We start from the raw sequence: 20,767 nt of genomic DNA, 5'->3' as shown, positions 1-20,767 counted from the left end.
ATTATGTTTGATGATAATAATCCTTGGAATCTGGGAAAGAAACCGGTAGGGAACAAAACTCCTAATAATGAAGATATTTTAAGTAAAGCTGTATCTGATATAAGGTTCTTTCTTAATGGATTAACCAGAAACAGGGGCAAAAAACCTTATTTCATCATTTTCATTATTTTGCTGTTCTATGCTTGCACTGGCTTTTATATTGTCCATCCTAGTGAAGAAAGTATAGAACTTACCTTTGGTAAATATTCTAATACAGAAACACCTGGTTTGCGTTATCACTTCCCCTACCCTATTGGCAAGGTTTTTAAAGTGAACGTTAAGGAAGTAAATCGTGAAGAAATTGGGGTAAGTAGTTCTTATGGGCGAGATACAGATCGCGGTGAAGGCGTGATGCTAACTGGAGATGAAAATATAGTCAACGTTAACTTCGAGGTTCAATGGCGCGTTAGAGATGCTAAGGACTATTTATTCAAAGTGCGGGATTACAAACCCGGTTTCAGTGTTAAAAATGCTGCTGAAAGTGCCATGAGAGAAATAATAGGTAAAAACACGATCTCTTTTGCACTTGGTCAAGGCAGACCAGAAATTTCTAGAGATACTAGAATTCTATTGCAGCAGATTCTTGATGGATACCAAATGGGCATAGAGATTTTATCTGTTCAAATGAAAAAAATTGATCCACCAGAAAAAGTAATCAGTTCGTTTAGAGATGTACAAAGTGCTCGTGCAGACAAAGAGCGTACTATAAACGAAGCATATGCTTATAATAATGATATTATACCTCGAGCAAAGGGTGAAGCGATAAAGATAAAATTAGATGCACAAGCATATGAAAATGAAGTAATAAATGAAGCAAAAGGTAATGCAAATCGCTTTTTATCTCTTTATGAGGAATATAGACAGAATCCTTCTCTCGTTAAGAATCGTATTTATCTTGAAACTATGGAAAATATTTTCAGTAAGGTAGACAAAGTTGTTGTAACTGATGATCTGAAAGGTATGTTTTCTTATTTACCTCTTACAAATTTAGGAAAATAACCATGAGTAGTAATATTAAAATTGTTTTTGTTTCTGTATTTGTTGTTTTATTGATTGTTTTATCTAATTCAATATTTGTTGTGCAAGAAACAAAGCAAGCAATAGTTATACAACTGGGTAAAGTTGTAAGGGATGTTAGGGAAAGTGGCTTATATTTTAAGTTGCCATTCATAAATAGTGTAGAGTTTCTTGATAAAAGAGTTTTAGATTTAAGTCCTGACAAAACTCCAAGAGAAGTGATAACTGCAGATCAAAAACGTATTATAGTAGATGCGTATGCAAAATATAAAATAACGAATCCTATTACTTTTTACCAGGCTGTGAGGAATGAATCAGGGCTGGTTAGAAGATTATATCCGATTATAGAAGCACACATAAGAGAAAATATAGGCAGATTCTCGTTGATTAGTTTGTTGAATGAAAAAAGATCAGAGGTTATGCAGTTGATTCAGCGTGGAGTTTATTCTGAAGCTGAAAAATTTGGCATAGAAATAATAGATGTAAGAATTAAGAGAGCAGATTTACCAGAAGAAAATAGTTCTGCAATATTTCGCCGTATGCAAACTGAAAGAGAAAAAGAAGCAAAAGAAATTAGAGCAGAAGGAGAGCAAGCGGGGCAGGAAATTAGATCAAAAGCTGATAAATTAAAGAGGGAAATTATCTCTAGTGCAGTAAAAGAATCGCACGAGATAAGGGGCCGTGGTTACGCTGAAGCAACCAGAATCTATAATGAGGCATTTAAAGTTGATGAGGAGTTTTTTAACTTCTATCGTTCTATGAGCGCTTACAGTAAATCATTTGCCGAAAATAATACTAAATTTGTACTTTCACCAAACAATAACTTTTTAGATATTTTAAATAAAGGATGGAAATAATTTATGAAAAGTAAGGCATTTATTTTATCTATATTTGCATATTTTCTAATTGCGTTTTCTTCGTACGCTAATATGTTTGATTGGAATGCAAAAAAGGTCGTTAATGCTAGCACTACTGCATGTAACTGTAATCAAGGACTTGCCGATTTAGTGGAAGAACTCATTCCTGCGGTTGTAAATATTTCAAGCGAACAAATAATCAAACAAGAAAGTAACAATAGAACTAAAATCCCTTTTATGCCAAGAAACAATTTCTTTGATGATTTTAGAGAATTTTTTGAGCATTTTGATCAGTTTTTTATGGATAGGGGCCCTAGTGTTAACAGAGAGGTGGTGTTGCTTGGTTCTGGGTTTATTATAGATAAAGGTGGAACTATAGTAACCAATTGTCACGTTATTAAAAACGCCCAAGATATCACAGTTACTATGAACGATAATACTTATTTCAAAGCAGAAGTTTTAGGCTATGATGCAAGAACTGATCTTGCTGTGCTTAAGGTTCATTCTAATAAAGATCTTCCTTTTGTTGCATTTGGTAATTCTGATACAGCAAGGGTTGGCGATACAGTTATTGCAATAGGTAACCCATTTGGTTTGGGTAGCTCTGTAAGCACAGGAATTATATCTGCAAGGTCTAGAGACATTAGTATCGGCACTATGAATGAATTTATTCAAACCGACGCTGCAATTAATAGAGGCAACTCTGGAGGGCCATTATTTGATTTAAATGGAAAAGTTATAGGCATTAACACCGCTATCTATTCCCCATCTGAGTCTGGCGGCAATGTGGGTATAGGCTTTGCTATACCATCTAATTTAGCTATGTCAATTATTGACACATTAAAAAGTGGCAAAAAAATAAAACATGGTTGGCTTGGTGTGCAAGTTCAGCCTATAACGAAAGAATTTGCTGAGTCCTTGGGTTTAAAAGATATAAAAGGCGCATTGGTTGCAAGTATAGTAAAGGATAGTCCTGCAGAAAAAGGTGGAATTAAGGTGGGTGACATATTATTAGAGTTTGATGGTAAAATAATTGATAGGATGACACAATTACCTCAGATGGTTTCAAGGGTTGGACCTGAGAAAAAGGTGCAAATTAAGTTACTAAGAAAAGGCAAAGAGGTTAACATTAAGGCCGTGATTGGGGAATTGACGAATGGTTGCCAAGATAATAATCAAGAAGAAAATAAATCAACATCTACTGGTTTAACTGTTTCAAACTTGTCAAAAGAATTAAGAGAAGGCAAAAATGATCCACCTACAAAAGGTGTGATAGTCACTAGTGTGGATAATAACAGTAACGCTGCACTACGCGGCATTAAAAAAGGAGACATCATTATCCAATTAGATGGAATCGATATTGAAAATACTGATGATTTCCAAAAACAAGTTGATTTAGCAGTAAAGAAAAACGGTAAAGATTCAATAATGTTGCTCATTTACCGCAATGGAAATCAATTCTTTACTTCGATAAAGTTGAAGAAATAGCACTCGTAGGTTATTTACTAAATTAGCAGCATTGTAAGCCTGTCATTGTAACACCTCAATCTTACAAGACAAATCAAAACTATTAAAGTCTACATTCCATTCACTAAAATACACATATGGATAATATAAATTTTCTAAAATTCATTGAACTGTGCTTTCAAACAGTGGTGCCGGGATGTGAGTATAATGATTATCAGTACATAAAAGTCATAGCAGACAGGCTGGAAGCAGCGAATGCTGGCGAAGTAAGGCGCATAATACTCAATATGCCTCCGCGTTCAATGAAGTCCATATGTGTGAGTGTTGCGTGGCCCGCATGGATACTGGGCAACTGCAAGAATAATAGTTGCAAGTTATTCTAAGTTGCTTAGTGAAAAACATTCGCTTGATACGAGGTGCATAATGCAATCTGATTGGTATAAAAAGCTATTTCCAGAAGTAGAACTATCCAAAGACCAGAACACTAAATATAAATTCCAAACAGTGCAGAGAGGATTTAGAATCGCAACATCAGTTGGAGGAACATTAACCGGTGAAGGTGGTGACTTTATTATTGTGGATGATCCGCTTAACCCTGCTCAAGCTTTGAGTGAAACATTTAGAAAACGTGCCACAAACTGGTTCGATCAGACTTTAGTAACGAGACTCAACGATAGAAAAAAAGGAGTAATTGTGCTTGTGATGCATAGGCTCCACCTGGAAGACTTAACTGGGCACCTCTTATCCAAGCCAAAAAACATATGGCATCACATTTGTTTGCCAATGATTTCTGAAAATAAGGAGGTTATTTATTCAATTATAGCTTTTTTTACAATAATCCGAACAGACCGTAATATGCTACTGGCCTGCTATAGCCATAAACACATATCTTATCGCATTCGGACTATTATAAGAAAGGCTATAATAACCATACTGGTGTCATTCCAACCCCCCCTCCTGTCATCCCAGTGCCCAGACACTGGGATCCAGAAAATTCAACCGCAAAAGACTGGATTCCAGCATCAAGTGCTGGAATGACACTACCTGCAAGAGTATTATACTCAAGAGAAGAGAATGAGTTATTATATCCCCTGGAGGGAGGAAGAGAAGAAGTTGAGATGATAAAAGTTGAACTCGGGAGTTACGCTTTTGCTGCTCAATATCAACAAAATCCTCTACCACTTTCAAGCGGTATAATAAAACAAGAGTGGCTAAAGCGCTATAAAAATTTCCCTGATAATCTCTCACATGTAACTCAAAGCTGGGACACTGCAGTTTCAACAAACGATTCCAGCGACTTTAGCATCTGCACCACCTGGGCAAAAATAGATAATAAATTCTATTTACTTGATGCATATCGAGCAAAGCTTGAGTACCCAAAGCTTAAAGAGCAAGTCCTGTCACTAGCTGCAAGATGGGCACCACACGCAATTTTGATCGAAGCAAAAACAAGTGGTCAACAATTAACACAAGAGCTAAAGGCAAATAGCGATCTACCGATTATTGAAATAGTGCCACACAATGACAAACTCACTCGATTTTATCAAATTGTTCCGGTGATAGAGTCCGGCAGGGTTTTTCTGCCACAGCAAGCAGTATGGCTTAATGATTTTGAGTATGAGATTTTAATGTTTCCGGAAGCCCGTTATGATGATCAAGTGGATAGTACGGTGCAATATCTGCAATGGATGAGAAAAACTAGCACCAGTACTTTTAGGGTCAGGGACTTTGGCCCCAACCCTAATAAAACACTTAGGTGGCTGAGAGTAGTGGATTAGATAATAAACCTAAGTTAGTTTCCAAAAAGTCCCTTACTATTTTGATATTCCAGTTTTGTGGAGCTTTTTGCAGAGTCCTTCGGAATCGGAATCAGAAAAATTTGAGTGTGGTGAACCTGCTTCCTCTTCAGACGATGAACTACTGCTTCCGCTTTTCGGAAATTTGTTTGTTGAATTACCTTCACCTACAGGCGATTGAGACCTACGTTTTAGCAATCTTCTTCCAGTATTCTCACAATCCATAGACTCATAACCACTTGTTGTTGCCTCAGCTTTAGAGCTTACGTTTTCAGCATCAGTTACGAACCCGGAAGAGTAACCGCTGTCTTTATTATCTTCGGGCTTCATCTTTTCAGCTTTTGATATACCTTTAGCAGGCCATTGCTCTTTCCTAAACGACTCTACTTCCGAACCATCATAATCACGGTTAATCCAGTATCCACCTTCGTCTTTTGTAATTGAAATATATTCTAATACGCTTTCATCGGGATAACAGGTTGTAATTGCTTTTTTAGGGGATAACCCATGTTCTCGCACCTGGGAATTTACCCATTCGTCCTTTTTAGATTTCACATACTTTTCGACGATGTTAATGTCGATATCTTTTATTTCTACTTTTCCCTCATGCTCCTGACTAAAAAGTTCTTTTAAGTTAAGTAAGGCACCACGACTTATATTAGCAACAACTGTTGTTTCTTGGTTTTCCTCACAACTAGAAAGAAATTTAAATGGAAACTCATTGAGATCATAGGCTTCTTCCTTATTGACACGATACTCTTCTTTCGTTTTATCTATTATCTCCTGTAAATATTCTTTTACATCAACACCATCATCAATAAAACTAGCAATCTTCCCATTTTCTGCAATAAAGTTAGTATGAGGAGGATCCAAAGCATAATTATTTAAGTTAAACCAATAAAGCAATGCTTTAAACAACTTTTCTTCTTCCTTAGTAACTTGCTGTTTTTCAGGTTCCTCATTAGAAACCTCAGGATTTAAGAATGTTGAATCATCCCATGCTGTAGGAAAAGGAGTCAATGATGGCCTATATCTCACTTGCTGATCCCGAATCTCTATTGGCATACTTTCATCAGCACCTTTCGATGATGAAGGTCTACTCTGTGTCCATGATAAACCACTAGGTCCTGGTTGGGTAAACTGCGTTGACGACGTCCATTTATTTCCGGACGTGCTTTGTGATAACAAAGGGTTCATTGGCTGAGACCAAGTACTAGGTCCTGCTTGCACATTTTGAGCAGCACTTACACATTTCTCTGTACCCTGACTAACTGCAGTATAACTCAAATGTGAACGTGGCAAGAATTCTCCACTCGTTCCAGGAACATCTAACTTTTTGTGCAGCATAAAAGATTCTTCCAACCCTTGCCTGGGAGACTCTCCTAATCCTACACCCTGACTCCGCGTGGGAGACTCCTGTTTCAGTGATGGTTCAGTTAATAGCTTTCGAGGAAGCTCAGGGTCAATGGCCAGTTCATGGTCTTTATTGATTACAGAGCTTTCCATGATTTTGCTCAATACACAATACGAGATTTCCTTATCATAAAAATTTATACCATATACTCCTTTCTTATAACCTTCTCCTAGTAATTCTGTTAACTGTTTCTTAGTGATACAATCATCAACATTATGCAATACAGAATAACCAAATACCTTATTGATATTTTTTGCCTCTTTTTGAGTCAGTGATCTAAAGCTCCCATCGAAACTTTGCACAACAGGTATAAGAACTGAATTGTCTTTACTACCTAAATAGGATGCATGAAAGATTATGTAAATTGGAATACTTGATTTAACATGAACCAAGTCAGTTATTTTATCCTTTATTGCTTCAACATATTCATCCTCATTGCTAGGAACTTGAAGATGACGCCCCATGAGCCATAAATTACGCTCTATCATGCTATCAATGAGTGGAATATTATTTTTGAATATATCTTTAACATATACACAATTACCTTCAACTTTAAGGAGGCTTGAAGAAACGTTATTATGGCTTTCAATTTCTGACCGGAACAATTCTATAAACTTATCTCTTACTTCTTTATCTCGAAAATCTGTACAGTATAGATAATGCCTGCGATCAAACTTCATAGACCTTGTCAAATCTTCTAAATATCCTACGCCAAAAATTTCTCCAAGTTCTTCTTCAATGTTACTTGCAAATGAAGATATTAAGTAGCATTTTAAATTAAAAATTGTGCCATCCTCTATCGGAGCAACATATCTCATACCTTTCTTGCTAGGCTGCAATTTTCCTTTCCCCAAATTAAATGGAAAGGACTCAATATCAAAAGCTATACCTGCACCCTTTTCAGTTTCATAAAACCTTTCTACTACTTTATTTTTAAAGTCATTCATATAACTCACGCATTGCTCAGCATTCATGTTTTTATCAAATTTAATGACAATAAAATCTCCATTCCATCTACTTTCTAGAATAAGATTAGTATCAATAATGCGATAAAAACGATTATCAAAATTAAATGCTTCAACCAGCTTTTTAGTCATCTTATTTTTAGGCATAACCCCCCCTACAAATTACCACAAACTTTTAACTTTTACTGCTACATTGACCACTAGACTGATTTTGCTTTCTTTTCTCCTCCTCCAGCTTTTTCCATTTTGCACTAAAGTCATCAATCCTCCTTGGATCCACCCTGTCTAAGTAAACTTTTCCCCCTCCTGGTTTAGTATCATCACCATATTTTGGTTTAACGTAATTATCTTTTGGCATATTTACCCCCGGTAAAAATATTATGTAACTAATATACTAAAAATAAAATTAAGTGCAAGCACTTTTTTATATTTTTTTTCAAAAAATTTTATTCACTCTTTTTCATAAAATTCAGTTTTCTAGATTCCAACGTCACGCGCTGGAATGACACCTGTATTTCTCTTTGCCATCAATCCCTACTCTTTAATGTCATACCAGTACCTCTTTTTCTTGTCATCCCAGTGCCCAGACACTGGGATCCAGTCTCTTTTGTCATCTAAAGCTAACACTAGCTATCCCCTCGATGGTGCTTTTTCTGGTGCCTTTCCTATTGAATCCACATGATTATTAACTTTTACACCATCAATCAATCTTTTTGGTGGTTGAGCATCACCCACAGAACTCTGCTGAGCAGCACTAGCATTAGACTTTCCATTATCATTAATTCCTGATGGAGCTTGAAAATGATCAACTGTAAGGTTGCGCCACTCTTTTTGCATCTTTGTTCCCGTATTCTTAGACCTGAAACCTTTTTTACGCTCCCCCGCCTCTGGCTCCTTTGGAGCTTCCTGTTTAAGTGCAGGTTCAGTTTTCTTCGGTTCCTCCGGCTTCGCTTTTTTCTCTTCTTTGTCCACTTTTTGTTTTTGTGAATTTTCATGATATTTTCTTTCAAGCTCAGCAAGACGCAATAGATGTTTCAAAGGATCTGACACAATTTCAAGTTCTGGTTTGCTCAGAGGGACTGGCCTTACAAATCCGGGTGAAACTTCAAAAAGGGAAACTGGCACAGCGGGCTTTTCTCTTTCGTCTACCTTTATTTCTACGTCTTTATGAACTTCTTTATTTTCTTCCTTTAATGATGTTTTTTCTGCTTTTTTATCTTCTTTTTCTGTAGATGCCTCTACCGCAGCCGCCAACTCAACTCCAAACATCTCTGCGAACATTGTAACAATCCATCCGACAACGGCCATTTGTAACCTGAGTTTCAGATCTTGCAATGCAGTTAATCTTTCTAACGCCCTTGCAAACTCTTCTTCTGATAACTCACCACTGCCTAATTTTTCCTGCAATTCTTTTATCTCTTTGTCCAACCTCTGATTGAAACTTAAATCGCGTGCAAAAATCTTCTTGATTAACTCCTTAAGCTTGTCACGCATAAATTTAATTATCGAAAGAAGCCAATTTTTTTCTTTCTTCTCCTTGAGCATTTGGTAGATTTTCGGATCATCTACATCTACTTCAAAAAGGGTAAAGAGAGATTCAAAGAAATTCCAGAAATCTCCGAGTACTCTTCCTTTTTCACCAGTGAAGTAATCCTCATCATCACCTTCTCCGATATGTAGCTCTGCTTGAGATGATATTTCATCGACACAACTAGAAGCCTGACGCTCACACTCGAGCCTCCTGAGCAAATCTTGTCTGGTGAGCTCCTCTACGCACTGCCTCTATTGCTCTGATATAGCTAAAGTGACTTACGATAATTTGAAAAACAAAAATTCGTCATTCCGCTACTTGTTAGCGGAATCTATACCGCGAATGAATCGCGGTATGACGTAGGACTGCTGTCATCCCAGTGCGTGACACTGGGATCTCGTTCCTTAACTTTATAGTGTAAATTATTTCAAATTGTGTCTAGCTGCAAGTATAATAATTTCCATTTATAGATAAAGTATGTTGCAAATGTTATGCCAAAGAGTATAATAAAATCTATATCAAATACTTTACAAGAAAAAGTGGGATAGAGGCAAAAGCAAATATTAATAAGGATAATTTAAGAAAAGCGCATGCTAGAGTTTGAAGAAGCAGTAAAAATAAAAAATATTATTGAAAGGTTAAATAGCACATGATATAATATATATATAGTGTAAAAATGTAAATAATTTTATTGACATCTTTACATTAATAGTTCTTAAATATTTAGTACTGTAGAATTAAATTATTAAGTTTTATGAAGGAAGTAAAAATGGTGGAAAGCTTTTCAGGTAACAACAAAGGCAGTAATTTTATTGAGGGGGCAAAAATAATGGAAAATTTTTCAGATAATAACGGAAACGGTAGCTCAATCTTCCAAGGAAAAATCAGGGAGCAAGATTTCTCTGCAGAGCAGAAGCTAAATGAACTAAAAGCAGCCATAGAGGAGCTCACCAGACAAGATTTGCTCAGGAGGCTCGAGTGTGAGCGTCAGGCTTCTAGTTGTGTCGATGAAATATCATCTCAAGCAGAGCTACATATCGGAGAAGGTGATGATGAGGATTACTTCACTGGTGAAAAAGGAAGAGTACTCGGAGATTTCTGGAATTTCTTTGAATCTCTCTTTACCCTTTTTGAAGTAGATGTAGATGATCCGAAAATCTACCAAATGCTCAAGGAGAAGAAAGAAAAAAATTGGCTTCTTTCGATAATTAAATTTATGCGTGACAAGCTTAAGGAGTTAATCAAGAAGATTTTTGCACGCGATTTAAGTTTCAATCAGAGGTTGGACAAAGAGATAAAAGAATTGCAGGAAAAATTAGGCAGTGGTGAGTTATCAGAAGAAGAGTTTGCAAGGGCGTTAGAAAGATTAACTGCATTGCAAGATCTGAAACTCAGGTTACAAATGGCCGTTGTCGGATGGATTGTTACAATGTTCGCAGAGATGTTTGGAGTTGAGTTGGCGGCTGCGGTAGAGGCATCTACAGAAAAAGAAGATAAAAAAGCAGAAAAAACATCATTAAAGGAAGAAAATAAAGAAGTTCATAAAGACGTAGAAATAAAGGTAGACGAAAGAGAAAAGCCCGCTGTGCCAGTTTCCCTTTTTGAAGTTTCACCCGGATTTGTAAGGCCAGTCCCTCTGAGCAAACCAGAACTTGAAATTGTGTCAGATCCTTTGAAACATCTATTGCGTCTTGCTGAGCTTGAAAGAAAATATCATGAAAATTCACAAAAACAAAAAGTGGACAAAGAAGAGAAAAAAGCGAAGCCGGAGGAACCGAAGAAAACTGAACCTGCACTTAAACAGGAAGCTCCAAAGGAGCCAGAGGCGGGGGAGCGTAAAAAAGGTTTCAGGTCTAAGAATACGGGAACAAAGATGCAAAAAGAGTGGCGCAACCTTACAGTTGATCATTTTCAAGCTCCATCAGGAATTAATGATAATGGAAAGTCTAATGCTAGTGCTGCTCAGCAGAGTTCTGTGGGTGATGCTCAACCACCAAAAAGATTGATTGATGGTGTAAAAGTTAATAATCATGTGGATTCAATAGGAAAGGCACCAGAAAAAGCACCATCGAGGGGATAGCTAGTGTTAGCTTTAGATGACAAAAGAGACTGGATCCCAGTGTCTGGGCACTGGGATGACAAGAAAAAGAGGTACTGGTATGACATTAAAGAGTAGGGATTGATGGCAAAGAGAAATACAGGTGTCATTCCAGCGCGTGACGTTGGAATCTAGAAAACTGAATTTTATGAAAAAGAGTGAATAAAATTTTTTGAAAAAAAATATAAAAAAGTGCTTCCACTTAATTTTATTTTTAGTATATTAGTTACATAATATTTTTACCGGGGGTAAATATGCCAAAAGATAATTACGTTAAACCAAAATATGGTGATGATACTAAACCAGGAGGGGGAAAAGTTTACTTAGACAGGGTGGATCCAAGGAGGATTGATGACTTTAGTGCAAAATGGAAAAAGCTGGAGGAGGAGAAAAGAAAGCAAAATCAGTCTAGTGGTCAATGTAGCAGTAAAAGTTAAAAGTTTGTGGTAATTTGTAGGGGGGGTTATGCCTAAAAATAAGATGACTAAAAAGCTGGTTGAAGCATTTAATTTTGATAATCGTTTTTATCGCATTATTGATACTAATCTTATTCTAGAAAGTAGATGGAATGGAGATTTTATTGTCATTAAATTTGATAAAAACATGAATGCTGAGCAATGCGTGAGTTATATGAATGACTTTAAAAATAAAGTAGTAGAAAGGTTTTATGAAACTGAAAAGGGTGCAGGTATAGCTTTTGATATTGAGTCCTTTCCATTTAATTTGGGGAAAGGAAAATTGCAGCCTAGCAAGAAAGGTATGAGATATGTTGCTCCGATAGAGGATGGCACAATTTTTAATTTAAAATGCTACTTAATATCTTCATTTGCAAGTAACATTGAAGAAGAACTTGGAGAAATTTTTGGCGTAGGATATTTAGAAGATTTGACAAGGTCTATGAAGTTTGATCGCAGGCATTATCTATACTGTACAGATTTTCGAGATAAAGAAGTAAGAGATAAGTTTATAGAATTGTTCCGGTCAGAAATTGAAAGCCATAATAACGTTTCTTCAAGCCTCCTTAAAGTTGAAGGTAATTGTGTATATGTTAAAGATATATTCAAAAATAATATTCCACTCATTGATAGCATGATAGAGCGTAATTTATGGCTCATGGGGCGTCATCTTCAAGTTCCTAGCAATGAGGATGAATATGTTGAAGCAATAAAGGATAAAATAACTGACTTGGTTCATGTTAAATCAAGTATTCCAATTTACATAATCTTTCATGCATCCTATTTAGGTAGTAAAGACAATTCAGTTCTTATACCTGTTGTGCAAAGTTTCGATGGGAGCTTTAGATCACTGACTCAAAAAGAGGCAAAAAATATCAATAAGGTATTTGGTTATTCTGTATTGCATAATGTTGATGATTGTATCACTAAGAAACAGTTAACAGAATTACTAGGAGAAGGTTATAAGAAAGGAGTATATGGTATAAATTTTTATGATAAGGAAATCTCGTATTGTGTATTGAGCAAAATCATGGAAAGCTCTGTAATCAATAAAGACCATGAACTGGCCATTGACCCTGAGCTTCCTCGAAAGCTATTAACTGAACCATCACTGAAACAGGAGTCTCCCACGCGGAGTCAGGGTGTAGGATTAGGAGAGTCTCCCAGGCAAGGGTTGGAAGAATCTTTTATGCTGCACAAAAAGTTAGATGTTCCTGGAACGAGTGGAGAATTCTTGCCACGTTCACATTTGAGTTATACTGCAGTTAGTCAGGGTACAGAGAAATGTGTAAGTGCTGCTCAAAATGTGCAAGCAGGACCTAGTACTTGGTCTCAGCCAATGAACCCTTTGTTATCACAAAGCACGTCCGGAAATAAATGGACGTCGTCAACGCAGTTTACCCAACCAGGACCTAGTGGTTTATCATGGACACAGAGTAGACCTTCATCATCGAAAGGTGCTGATGAAAGTATGCCAATAGAGATTCGGGATCAGCAAGTGAGATATAGGCCATCATTGACTCCTTTTCCTACAGCATGGGATGATTCAACATTCTTAAATCCTGAGGTTTCTAATGAGGAACCTGAAAAACAGCAAGTTACTAAGGAAGAAGAAAAGTTGTTTAAAGCATTGCTTTATTGGTTTAACTTAAATAATTATGCTTTGGATCCTCCTCATACTAACTTTATTGCAGAAAATGGGAAGATTGCTAGTTTTATTGATGATGGTGTTGATGTAAAAGAATATTTACAGGAGATAATAGATAAAACGAAAGAAGAGTATCGTGTCAATAAGGAAGAAGCCTATGATCTCAATGAGTTTCCATTTAAATTTCTTTCTAGTTGTGAGGAAAACCAAGAAACAACAGTTGTTGCTAATATAAGTCGTGGTGCCTTACTTAACTTAAAAGAACTTTTTAGTCAGGAGCATGAGGGAAAAGTAGAAATAAAAGATATCGACATTAACATCGTCGAAAAGTATGTGAAATCTAAAAAGGACGAATGGGTAAATTCCCAGGTGCGAGAACATGGGTTATCCCCTAAAAAAGCAATTACAACCTGTTATCCCGATGAAAGCGTATTAGAATATATTTCAATTACAAAAGACGAAGGTGGATACTGGATTAACCGTGATTATGATGGTTCGGAAGTAGAGTCGTTTAGGAAAGAGCAATGGCCTGCTAAAGGTATATCAAAAGCTGAAAAGATGAAGCCCGAAGATAATAAAGACAGCGGTTACTCTTCCGGGTTCGTAACTGATGCTGAAAACGTAAGCTCTAAAGCTGAGGCAACAACAAGTGGTTATGAGTCTATGGATTGTGAGAATACTGGAAGAAGATTGCTAAAACGTAGGTCTCAATCGCCTGTAGGTGAAGGTAATTCAACAAACAAATTTCCGAAAAGCGGAAGCAGTAGTTCATCGTCTGAAGAGGAAGCAGGTTCACCACACTCAAATTTTTCTGATTCCGATTCCGAAGGACTCTGCAAAAAGCTCCACAAAACTGGAATATCAAAATAGTAAGGGACTTTTTGGAAACTAACTTAGGTTTATTATCTAATCCACTACTCTCAGCCACCTAAGTGTTTTATTAGGGTTGGGGCCAAAGTCTCTGACCCTAAAGGCACTGGTGTTAATTTTTCTCATCCATTGCAGATATTGCGCGGTACTAAATATTTAAAAAGTATTAATATAAAGATATCAATAAAATTATTTACATTTTTATACTATGCCCATAGCATCATATATTACTTAACCTTGCAATAATTTTTTTATTCTTGCTGCTTCTTCAAATTCTAAATTTTTAGCATGCTCTATCATTTGCTTTCTCAAATCATCCTTATTAGTATTTACTTTCGGTTCTGCTATTGCCCTCTCCTGTAAGGTGTTTGATATAGGTTTTATTATAGTCTTTGGGACAATATTGTGCAATATATTATGTTCTTCTTGTTTTTTTCTTCTTCTTTCGGTCTCTCTTAATGCACGGTCCAGAGAACCAGTGATTTTATCTGCATACAAAATTACTCTACCTTCAGCATTACGCGCAGCACGACCGATCGTTTGAATTAATGAAGTTTCCGATCGCAAAAATCCTTCTTTATCAGCATCCAAAATTGCAACCAACCCACACTCTGGAATATCAAGACCTTCCCTCAGCAAGTTAACACCTACTAAAACATCGATTTCTTTAGATCTCAATTTGTATATAATTTCTATTCTCTCCAGCGCAGCAATATCAGAATGCAAATAACTCACTCTCATATTCAATTCACTCATATATTCAGCTAAATTTTCAGCCATTTTTTTCGTCAATGTAGTGATTAAAACACAAAATCCCTTCCCTATTGTCACTTGTGCCTCATGAATTACATCATCAATTTGACTCTCTATTGGTTTTACAATGCAGATTGGGTCTGTAAGCCCTGTTGGACGGATAACTTGCTCTATAAATACATTATTGGTCTTTGCCAACTCATACTTTCCTGGAGTGGCTGAAATGTAAACAGTCTGCGGCCTAACTCCCTCCCACTCTTCAAATTTTAATGGACGATTATCAAAAGCGGAAGGGAGCCTGAAGCCATAGTCGATCAATTTCTTTTTACGCGCCTCATTACCACTGTACATCGCACCAACCTGAGGAACGGTGACATGACTCTCATCAACAAATAAAATTACGTCTTTGGGTAAATATTCAAACAAAGTAGGTGGTGGATCCCCAGCTTCCATTCCATAGAGATAACGCGAATAATTTTCAATACCTTTACATATTCCTGTTGTTCTCATCATTTCGATATCAAAATTAGTGCGTTGCTCGAGGCGCTTTGCTTCAACAATCTTGTTTTGCGAGTAGTAATAATCCAAGCGTTCATGCAGCTCTTTTTTGACTAGTTCAATTGCCTGCAACAAAGCCTCACGCGGGGTTATGTAATAGCTATTTGGAAAAATGGTGATTTTATTTACGCCTTTGGTAACATTGCCCGTTATAGCATCAACTTCAGAAATTTCTTCTATTTCATCGCCAAATAACGATAAACGCCAAGCTTTATTTTCATAATGGGAAGGAAATATATCAACAATATCGCCGCGCACTCTGAAATATCCTCTCTCAAACCTGGCATCAGAGCGCTTGTATTGAAGATCAGTTAAGTTGCTCAGGAAATCATTAATACGAATTTTATTTCCAACACTAAGCGGTATGATCATGCTGCGGTAGCTCTCAGGCGAACCAAGACCGTATATGCAGGAAACACTGGCAACTACGATCGTATCCCTGCGCTCCAAAAGGGAGCAGACGGTGGAATAACGCAGCATCTCAATTCTTTCGTTAATTGCAGAATCTTTTTCGATATAAGTATCAGTTTGTGGTAAATAGGCTTCAGGTTGATAATAATCATAATAAGAAATGAAGTATTCAACAGCATTATGGGGAAACAATCCTTTCATTTCCTCATAAAGCTGTGCTGCTAAAGTTTTATTGTGTGCCATAATTAATGCAGGCCTATTTGTTCTTGCAATAACATTTGCCATAGTAAAAGTTTTCCCAGAACCAGTAACTCCAAGCAAAACCTGATCTCTTTTATTACTATTTAGCCCTGCAATTAAGCTATCGATTGCCTGTGGTTGATCCCCAGCCGGTTGAAAATGTGTAGCGATTTGAAATTCCATAGACTTTACTTACTATCTTTGATTCATTGTATAGTAAACACTATATTGCTTTTAAGATAAGTTGTATAGCTATCGTAAAGCCATAAAACATTAACCAACAATGTCATGCAAGTAGCTGATACTGGAATCTTGTTTCAATGTTAAACAAAATACCATAGAATTCAAGAAGACAATTCCTAAAAAATCCCTACATCCAAAAAAAGGCAAAATGCTGCTTGAATAAGCTAAATTTTTTTAGATGCAAAAACAATAAAGCATAGTTGATACTAAAGTTATAGTACTCCTATGACAACGTTACAAAAATTAAGGAAATGGATAGCTCTGATCAATTGGAATAGTATTTTCAGGTACCGGTGGTCAATATGACATTTTTAAAATAAAGATTTAGAACCTGTTTAAAATCTTCTCAATAGAAGAGAAATGAAGGAAAGAACGACCATTTGTAGGCTAGTGTTAAGTTTTCGCTCGCAATTTTTCCACAATCGTCTGCATTTTTCTAACCAAGCGAAAGATCGCTCTACAACCCATCTTTGTGGCAATACAGCAAAGGAATGTAATTCACTTCGTTTTATTACTTCTACAGTTGCTCCAATAATCGTTTTTATTTTAGTTGCAAAATTTTCTCCTGTATAACCTGCATCGACCAGTATATTTTTAACTTCCGAGAGGTTTTCTTTTGCGCTTTCAACCATTCTCACAGCACTGCTAACCCCAGTTGTAAATTAGAAAAAATAGAAAAGGTAAGGAAATAGGGTAAACTCCAAGGTATTTGATATTCATTCCTAAAATAGGAGGTTACCAATGAAAGAGAAAGTAACAGAAATCTTTTGTATAGTCGATGATTTTTGCAATACAGTCGATGAAAATTTTGCAGAAAAACTTCTACCAAGTGGCAAAAAACCAACCAGGACGCCAGAGATTACGCATTCAGAGATTTTTACCATAATATTGCTATATCAAGTGCGACAATTTTAAAATTTTCTATGTGCATTATTTGAAATTATTATACGAATCAGCGTTTCCAAAATTGCCATCCTATAGTAGGTTTATCAGGTTAAAATCGCGGGTTTTATGGTATTTAGCGCTCTTAATGCAATGGTTTTGCGAACAGTCAAAAGTGACAGGGATTTCGTACATAATCTATCGCTGTTTGCCATCCAAAAAGGACCTCGAGAAACAAAGTTTTCAAAGGGTTGGCAAAGATTGGAAAGACTACTTATGGGTGGTTTTTCGGTACATCTAGTAATCAACGAAACTGGCGAAATTCAAGGGGTTACGGTGACAAAAGGCAACGTTGATACCTGTGCCAAATTTAACTCAGAAATTGACTGGATTATTGTTTAGAGATAAAGGATATATCAAAAAAGATCTTTTTCACGAATTATTCGATAGAGGGTTAAAGCTTGTAACCAGTATAAAAAGGGTATGAAAAACTCATTAATGGTGCTAAATGAGAAGATTTTGTTAAGAAAAAGATCGATTATTGAGACAGTTTTTGGCTCTCTGAAAAACAAATTTGAGATTGAGCATACTCGCCACAGATCACCGATAAATTTTTTGGTACACATTTTTTCTACGCTTGTTTCATATTCCATGCAGCCGCTGCATTTCTAAGCTTTACTTCGTTGGCTAATCCGCAACTGGGGTATATAGGGTTGACACCAAGGCAATATTCTTCTGGAAAAGTTGATCGGCATGGCAGCATATCAAAGATGGGACCAGCGGAATGTAGAAGTATGTTATATGAAGCTGCACAAACAATGCTTACAGTTACCAAGAGGACATTTAAATTAAAAAACTGGGGTTGCGAAGAAAAAAGGAATGAAAAAAGCAATTGTAGCAGTAGCAAGAAAATTAGCTGTAATTATGCATAGGATGTTGGTTGATAAAACAGAATTTTATTATCAATAAACATCAAAAGAGCATAGGACAATAATTTTATTGAAAATAAAGATAGCAATGCCGATGGAAGGGACAAGCAAGAACTTAGTTAGACTTCGTGGTAAATATGTTGCCGTCCACTTCCGCCTAACAAGTATGATGCGGCTTGACAAATTTATTGTCATCTCAGACCGCGGAGAGAACCATATGCTACTTTTAACTTATGTAAAATTACCAAGGATCATGGAGAAGATATGCTGTTTTGATTTGTGTGAAAATTATTGTTGACTTATGTGCAATTAGAGAACCTAAGTCACTTTAGCTATATATAAAAGGTTTAAGTGGTTGTATTGATGTATCTTTGTATTAAAAAACACCCAATAAGCAGAGTTGTAAGTGGAATAAACCACAAAATGTAAGTGCTAGGTGGTACGATTATAATTGAATTGCCGTAAGAATTTTTTAACTCTAAGATTATCTCTTCATCTGTGTATCCATCATTGATTTTTTTACGAATTGCTTCTCGCATATCATACGCGATCTGAGATCCAGATTCAGACAATGATTCGCCAGAACATATTGGACACCTTATTATTTCAAATAAACTTGTTGCTCGTTTTTCCATGCTTTTATCTCTGAGTTTATTATCCAGAGTAAAAGCGTTTACGCCTGAGTGGAATATCAATATGAAAAGTAAACTAACTACTGCTCTCATCCTTGGTTAATTGGGTTATTTTACTGAGCTGGTTCATAAAATCAGTGGTGGATAACTTTCCAATAAAGCTTGACCCTACATCATCATCGTACTTTATTGAAAATTGAATACCATCATCAGTTGTTTTTTCTGATAAGGAAGACATTAATTTTTCAAACGCATCTGAAGTTTTTGAGTCACCAATCATAAACGAGATTAATTCTTTATAATTTGATATAGCCACGTTGATTTTGTCTTTAAATGAAGACGTAACCAAATTATAATTTCGCACTCCACCATCTGCAGCAAGAGAAAAATTATTACTTTGAATTAAAAATTTCTCTATGTTGAAATTAATTCTGGAAGCTGAGATGTGGTTTACAAATTCGTAATCAAATTTAGTGTCGATACTAAGGTAACTTTCAGGACTTGCAGTATTTTTATACCGATAAGTATAAAAATCAAATCCTAGTTTAGTATTTCCACTTGGTTCTTTATCGAGGTGAAATTGAATGTAATTGCTTTTATCATTCACTTCAGTTATAACACTTTGCTGATTTTCTAAAACATCACATTTTAATCCATAATCTTCGTAACGAAGTGTATCTATATAGTCTATCACGGTACTATTTTTGTTGAATCGCAATGAAGATGGTAAATCGTTTAGTCTAACAACAAAGTGGCTGCTATCGTTTGTGTGGCATTTTATATTCTTTTTCTCATCACCATGAACAGCAATATTGACTTCATTGCTTGGTATGTAGATATATACTGATTTATCAAACAATCTATTTTTTATCAATAAAGCATCAGATGAGATGGTTAATTGCTCATTGGAAAATTTTGGGTTTGTCACACGAAAAATTAGGTTAGAAGGAAATCCACTAAAATCATGTGAAATATCAAATTTTTCGTCGTTAATGTATAGTATTGTTTCAGCTAAAAGATTTTTTACCTTACATGCAGAAAAATACCAAAAACCACTATACGCTACAGGAATAAACAAAAGTAAAGAGATGATAATATAGATAAAAATCTTACGCATAGCTAATCACTCCCCTGTTTATCCAATGATATATTTCTTGTACCCCTTGGTATGGTTACACACAAGCCGTCGATATCTTTTGTGATTTTTATTTGGCACCCAAGTCTTGATGTCTCTGTTAAGCCGAAAGCTAGGTCTAACATATCATTTTCCTCATCAGATATGGGATTATGCGTTTCTACAGCATCATAAGATTTTGGATCAACAATCACGTGGCATGTAGAACAAGCAAGAGAGCCTTCACATGCACCTTCAAGCAGATCTGGATCACTTCTATGGGCTAAATTGAGCAGAGTTTCTCCCTCTGCAGCTTCATAACTTTTCTTACTCCCATCAGGTAAAATAAAAGTAACAGATGGCATATTATTCCTATTAAAATCCTTACTAATTTCTCTATATCCTACAGGTAATAACTAATATTTGCAAACTCTTTGCAATTCCAGTGCCTATATTTCTTGTTATCCAAGTATCTCCTTTAGCATAGATCCCGCTAACAAGCAGCGGGATGACGATTGTCAGGGTGTCATCCCAGCGCCCCTATGATGTCATTCAAGTAGCTGACACTGGTTCCTTTATGATGGCAGTGCCCTCTTCTTGTCATCCCAGTGCCCTGATTACTTGGATCCAGAAAAAAGAATGGTGTCATGCAAGTAGCCTCCTTCTCCTGTCATCCGAGTAGCTGACACTGGGATGACACCCCACTTAACCGTCATACTGCCGCGGTATCTCTTAGCCGCTAACAAGCAGCGGGATAACGAGCTTATCGTCACGCCGTCGCGAACCGTCATACCGCCGCGAACCGTCATACCGCGATTCATTCGCGGTATCTCAGCCGCTAACAAGAG

Annotated in this window: 15 protein-coding genes and 4 pseudogenes; 10 read left to right on the top strand and 9 right to left on the bottom strand. The window is 36.3% G+C overall.

Features of this window, described 5'->3' with window-relative positions; genetic code table 11:
* Window positions 1-3 precede the first annotated feature (3 nt).
* The 4 genes and pseudogenes from hflK to terL all read left to right on the top strand — a co-directional run bounded on the left by hflK (window position 4) and on the right by terL (window position 5,158).
* Window positions 4-1,038 carry an FtsH protease activity modulator HflK gene (hflK, locus tag OOK97_RS00680; RefSeq protein ID WP_006279849.1) on the top strand — a complete coding sequence of 345 codons (1,035 nt, stop codon included), beginning with the start codon at window positions 4-6 and terminating at the stop codon, window positions 1,036-1,038.
* 2 nt (window positions 1,039-1,040) lie between these two features.
* Window positions 1,041-1,913 carry a protease modulator HflC gene (hflC, locus tag OOK97_RS00675; RefSeq protein WP_264705378.1) on the top strand — a complete coding sequence of 291 codons (873 nt, stop codon included), beginning with the start codon at window positions 1,041-1,043 and terminating at the stop codon, window positions 1,911-1,913.
* Window positions 1,914-1,916: 3 nt separating this feature from the next.
* The gene (locus OOK97_RS00670) at window positions 1,917-3,401 is read left to right on the top strand and encodes a DegQ family serine endoprotease (RefSeq protein ID WP_264705377.1); all 1,485 of its coding nucleotides are present in this window, start codon (window positions 1,917-1,919) and stop codon (window positions 3,399-3,401) included.
* 116 nt (window positions 3,402-3,517) lie between these two features.
* Window positions 3,518-5,158, top strand: a pseudogene (gene terL / locus OOK97_RS07345) (phage terminase large subunit).
* A 36-nt stretch (window positions 5,159-5,194) separates the two neighbouring features.
* Here the strand turns inward: terL and OOK97_RS00655 are convergent.
* The 3 genes from OOK97_RS00655 to OOK97_RS00645 all read right to left on the bottom strand — a co-directional run bounded on the left by OOK97_RS00655 (window position 5,195) and on the right by OOK97_RS00645 (window position 9,304).
* The gene (locus OOK97_RS00655) at window positions 5,195-7,702 is read right to left on the bottom strand and encodes a hypothetical protein (protein ID WP_264705373.1); all 2,508 of its coding nucleotides are present in this window, start codon (window positions 7,700-7,702) and stop codon (window positions 5,195-5,197) included.
* Between the two features lie 28 nt (window positions 7,703-7,730).
* Window positions 7,731-7,913: a hypothetical protein gene (locus OOK97_RS00650; protein ID WP_264705374.1), complete on the bottom strand. Its 183-nt coding sequence runs from the start codon at window positions 7,911-7,913 to the stop codon at window positions 7,731-7,733.
* Between the two features lie 272 nt (window positions 7,914-8,185).
* Window positions 8,186-9,304: a hypothetical protein gene (locus tag OOK97_RS00645; RefSeq protein WP_264705375.1), complete on the bottom strand. Its 1,119-nt coding sequence runs from the start codon at window positions 9,302-9,304 to the stop codon at window positions 8,186-8,188.
* Between the two features lie 551 nt (window positions 9,305-9,855).
* On the opposite strand from OOK97_RS00645, the gene OOK97_RS00640 reads away from it, so the two are divergent.
* The 3 genes from OOK97_RS00640 (at window position 9,856) to OOK97_RS00630 (ending at window position 14,157) form a co-directional block, all read left to right on the top strand.
* Window positions 9,856-11,166 (top strand): hypothetical protein, encoded by a 1,311-nt coding sequence (locus OOK97_RS00640; RefSeq protein WP_264705687.1) that lies wholly within the window; start codon window positions 9,856-9,858, stop codon window positions 11,164-11,166.
* A gap of 272 nt (window positions 11,167-11,438) precedes the next feature.
* Window positions 11,439-11,621: a hypothetical protein gene (locus tag OOK97_RS00635; RefSeq protein WP_264705374.1), complete on the top strand. Its 183-nt coding sequence runs from the start codon at window positions 11,439-11,441 to the stop codon at window positions 11,619-11,621.
* Window positions 11,622-11,649: 28 nt separating this feature from the next.
* Window positions 11,650-14,157: a hypothetical protein gene (locus OOK97_RS00630; protein ID WP_264705373.1), complete on the top strand. Its 2,508-nt coding sequence runs from the start codon at window positions 11,650-11,652 to the stop codon at window positions 14,155-14,157.
* 231 nt (window positions 14,158-14,388) lie between these two features.
* On the opposite strand, the gene uvrB is transcribed toward OOK97_RS00630, so the two are convergent.
* Window positions 14,389-16,302: an excinuclease ABC subunit UvrB gene (uvrB, locus tag OOK97_RS00625; RefSeq protein ID WP_264705372.1), complete on the bottom strand. Its 1,914-nt coding sequence runs from the start codon at window positions 16,300-16,302 to the stop codon at window positions 14,389-14,391.
* 395 nt (window positions 16,303-16,697) lie between these two features.
* Window positions 16,698-16,970 (bottom strand): annotated as a pseudogene (locus OOK97_RS00620) (transposase); the annotation flags it as partial.
* 133 nt (window positions 16,971-17,103) lie between these two features.
* Between OOK97_RS00620 and OOK97_RS00615 the strand changes: the two are divergent.
* Together OOK97_RS00615 and OOK97_RS07340 are read left to right on the top strand one after the other, a co-directional pair.
* Window positions 17,104-17,935, top strand: a pseudogene (locus OOK97_RS00615) (IS982 family transposase).
* Window positions 17,928-18,026: pseudogene (locus OOK97_RS07340) on the top strand (transposase); the annotation flags it as partial. The pseudogenes OOK97_RS00615 and OOK97_RS07340, both read left to right, overlap by 8 nt.
* A 494-nt stretch (window positions 18,027-18,520) precedes the next feature.
* Here OOK97_RS07340 and OOK97_RS00610 read toward each other — a convergent pair.
* The 3 genes from OOK97_RS00610 to OOK97_RS00600 are packed head-to-tail and all read right to left on the bottom strand — an operon-like array spanning window position 18,521 to window position 20,284.
* The gene (locus tag OOK97_RS00610; protein WP_264705371.1) at window positions 18,521-18,898 is read right to left on the bottom strand and encodes a cytochrome c-type biogenesis protein; all 378 of its coding nucleotides are present in this window, start codon (window positions 18,896-18,898) and stop codon (window positions 18,521-18,523) included.
* Window positions 18,882-19,922: a hypothetical protein gene (locus OOK97_RS00605; protein ID WP_155969178.1), complete on the bottom strand. Its 1,041-nt coding sequence runs from the start codon at window positions 19,920-19,922 to the stop codon at window positions 18,882-18,884. The genes OOK97_RS00610 and OOK97_RS00605 overlap by 17 nt, the downstream gene beginning before the upstream one ends.
* A gap of 2 nt (window positions 19,923-19,924) precedes the next feature.
* Window positions 19,925-20,284: a ferredoxin family 2Fe-2S iron-sulfur cluster binding protein gene (locus OOK97_RS00600; protein ID WP_155969176.1), complete on the bottom strand. Its 360-nt coding sequence runs from the start codon at window positions 20,282-20,284 to the stop codon at window positions 19,925-19,927.
* 143 nt (window positions 20,285-20,427) lie between these two features.
* Here OOK97_RS00600 and OOK97_RS00595 point away from each other — a divergent pair, with 143 nt between their 5' ends.
* Window positions 20,428-20,601: a hypothetical protein gene (locus tag OOK97_RS00595; protein ID WP_264705370.1), complete on the top strand. Its 174-nt coding sequence runs from the start codon at window positions 20,428-20,430 to the stop codon at window positions 20,599-20,601.
* Here OOK97_RS00595 and OOK97_RS00590 read toward each other — a convergent pair.
* On the bottom strand, window positions 20,537-20,764 hold the full coding sequence (locus OOK97_RS00590; protein WP_264705369.1) for a hypothetical protein: 228 nt from the start codon (window positions 20,762-20,764) through the stop codon (window positions 20,537-20,539). The two genes, OOK97_RS00595 and OOK97_RS00590, sit on opposite strands and share 65 nt — an antisense overlap.
* Window positions 20,765-20,767 lie beyond the last annotated feature (3 nt).

Source organism: Wolbachia endosymbiont (group A) of Gymnosoma rotundatum (genome assembly GCF_947250765.1).
In the GTDB taxonomy this organism is placed as follows: Bacteria; Pseudomonadota; Alphaproteobacteria; order Rickettsiales; family Anaplasmataceae; genus Wolbachia; species Wolbachia pipientis.
Note: the sequence above shows the minus strand (reverse complement) of the source record. Positions and strands in the feature narration are given on the sequence as shown.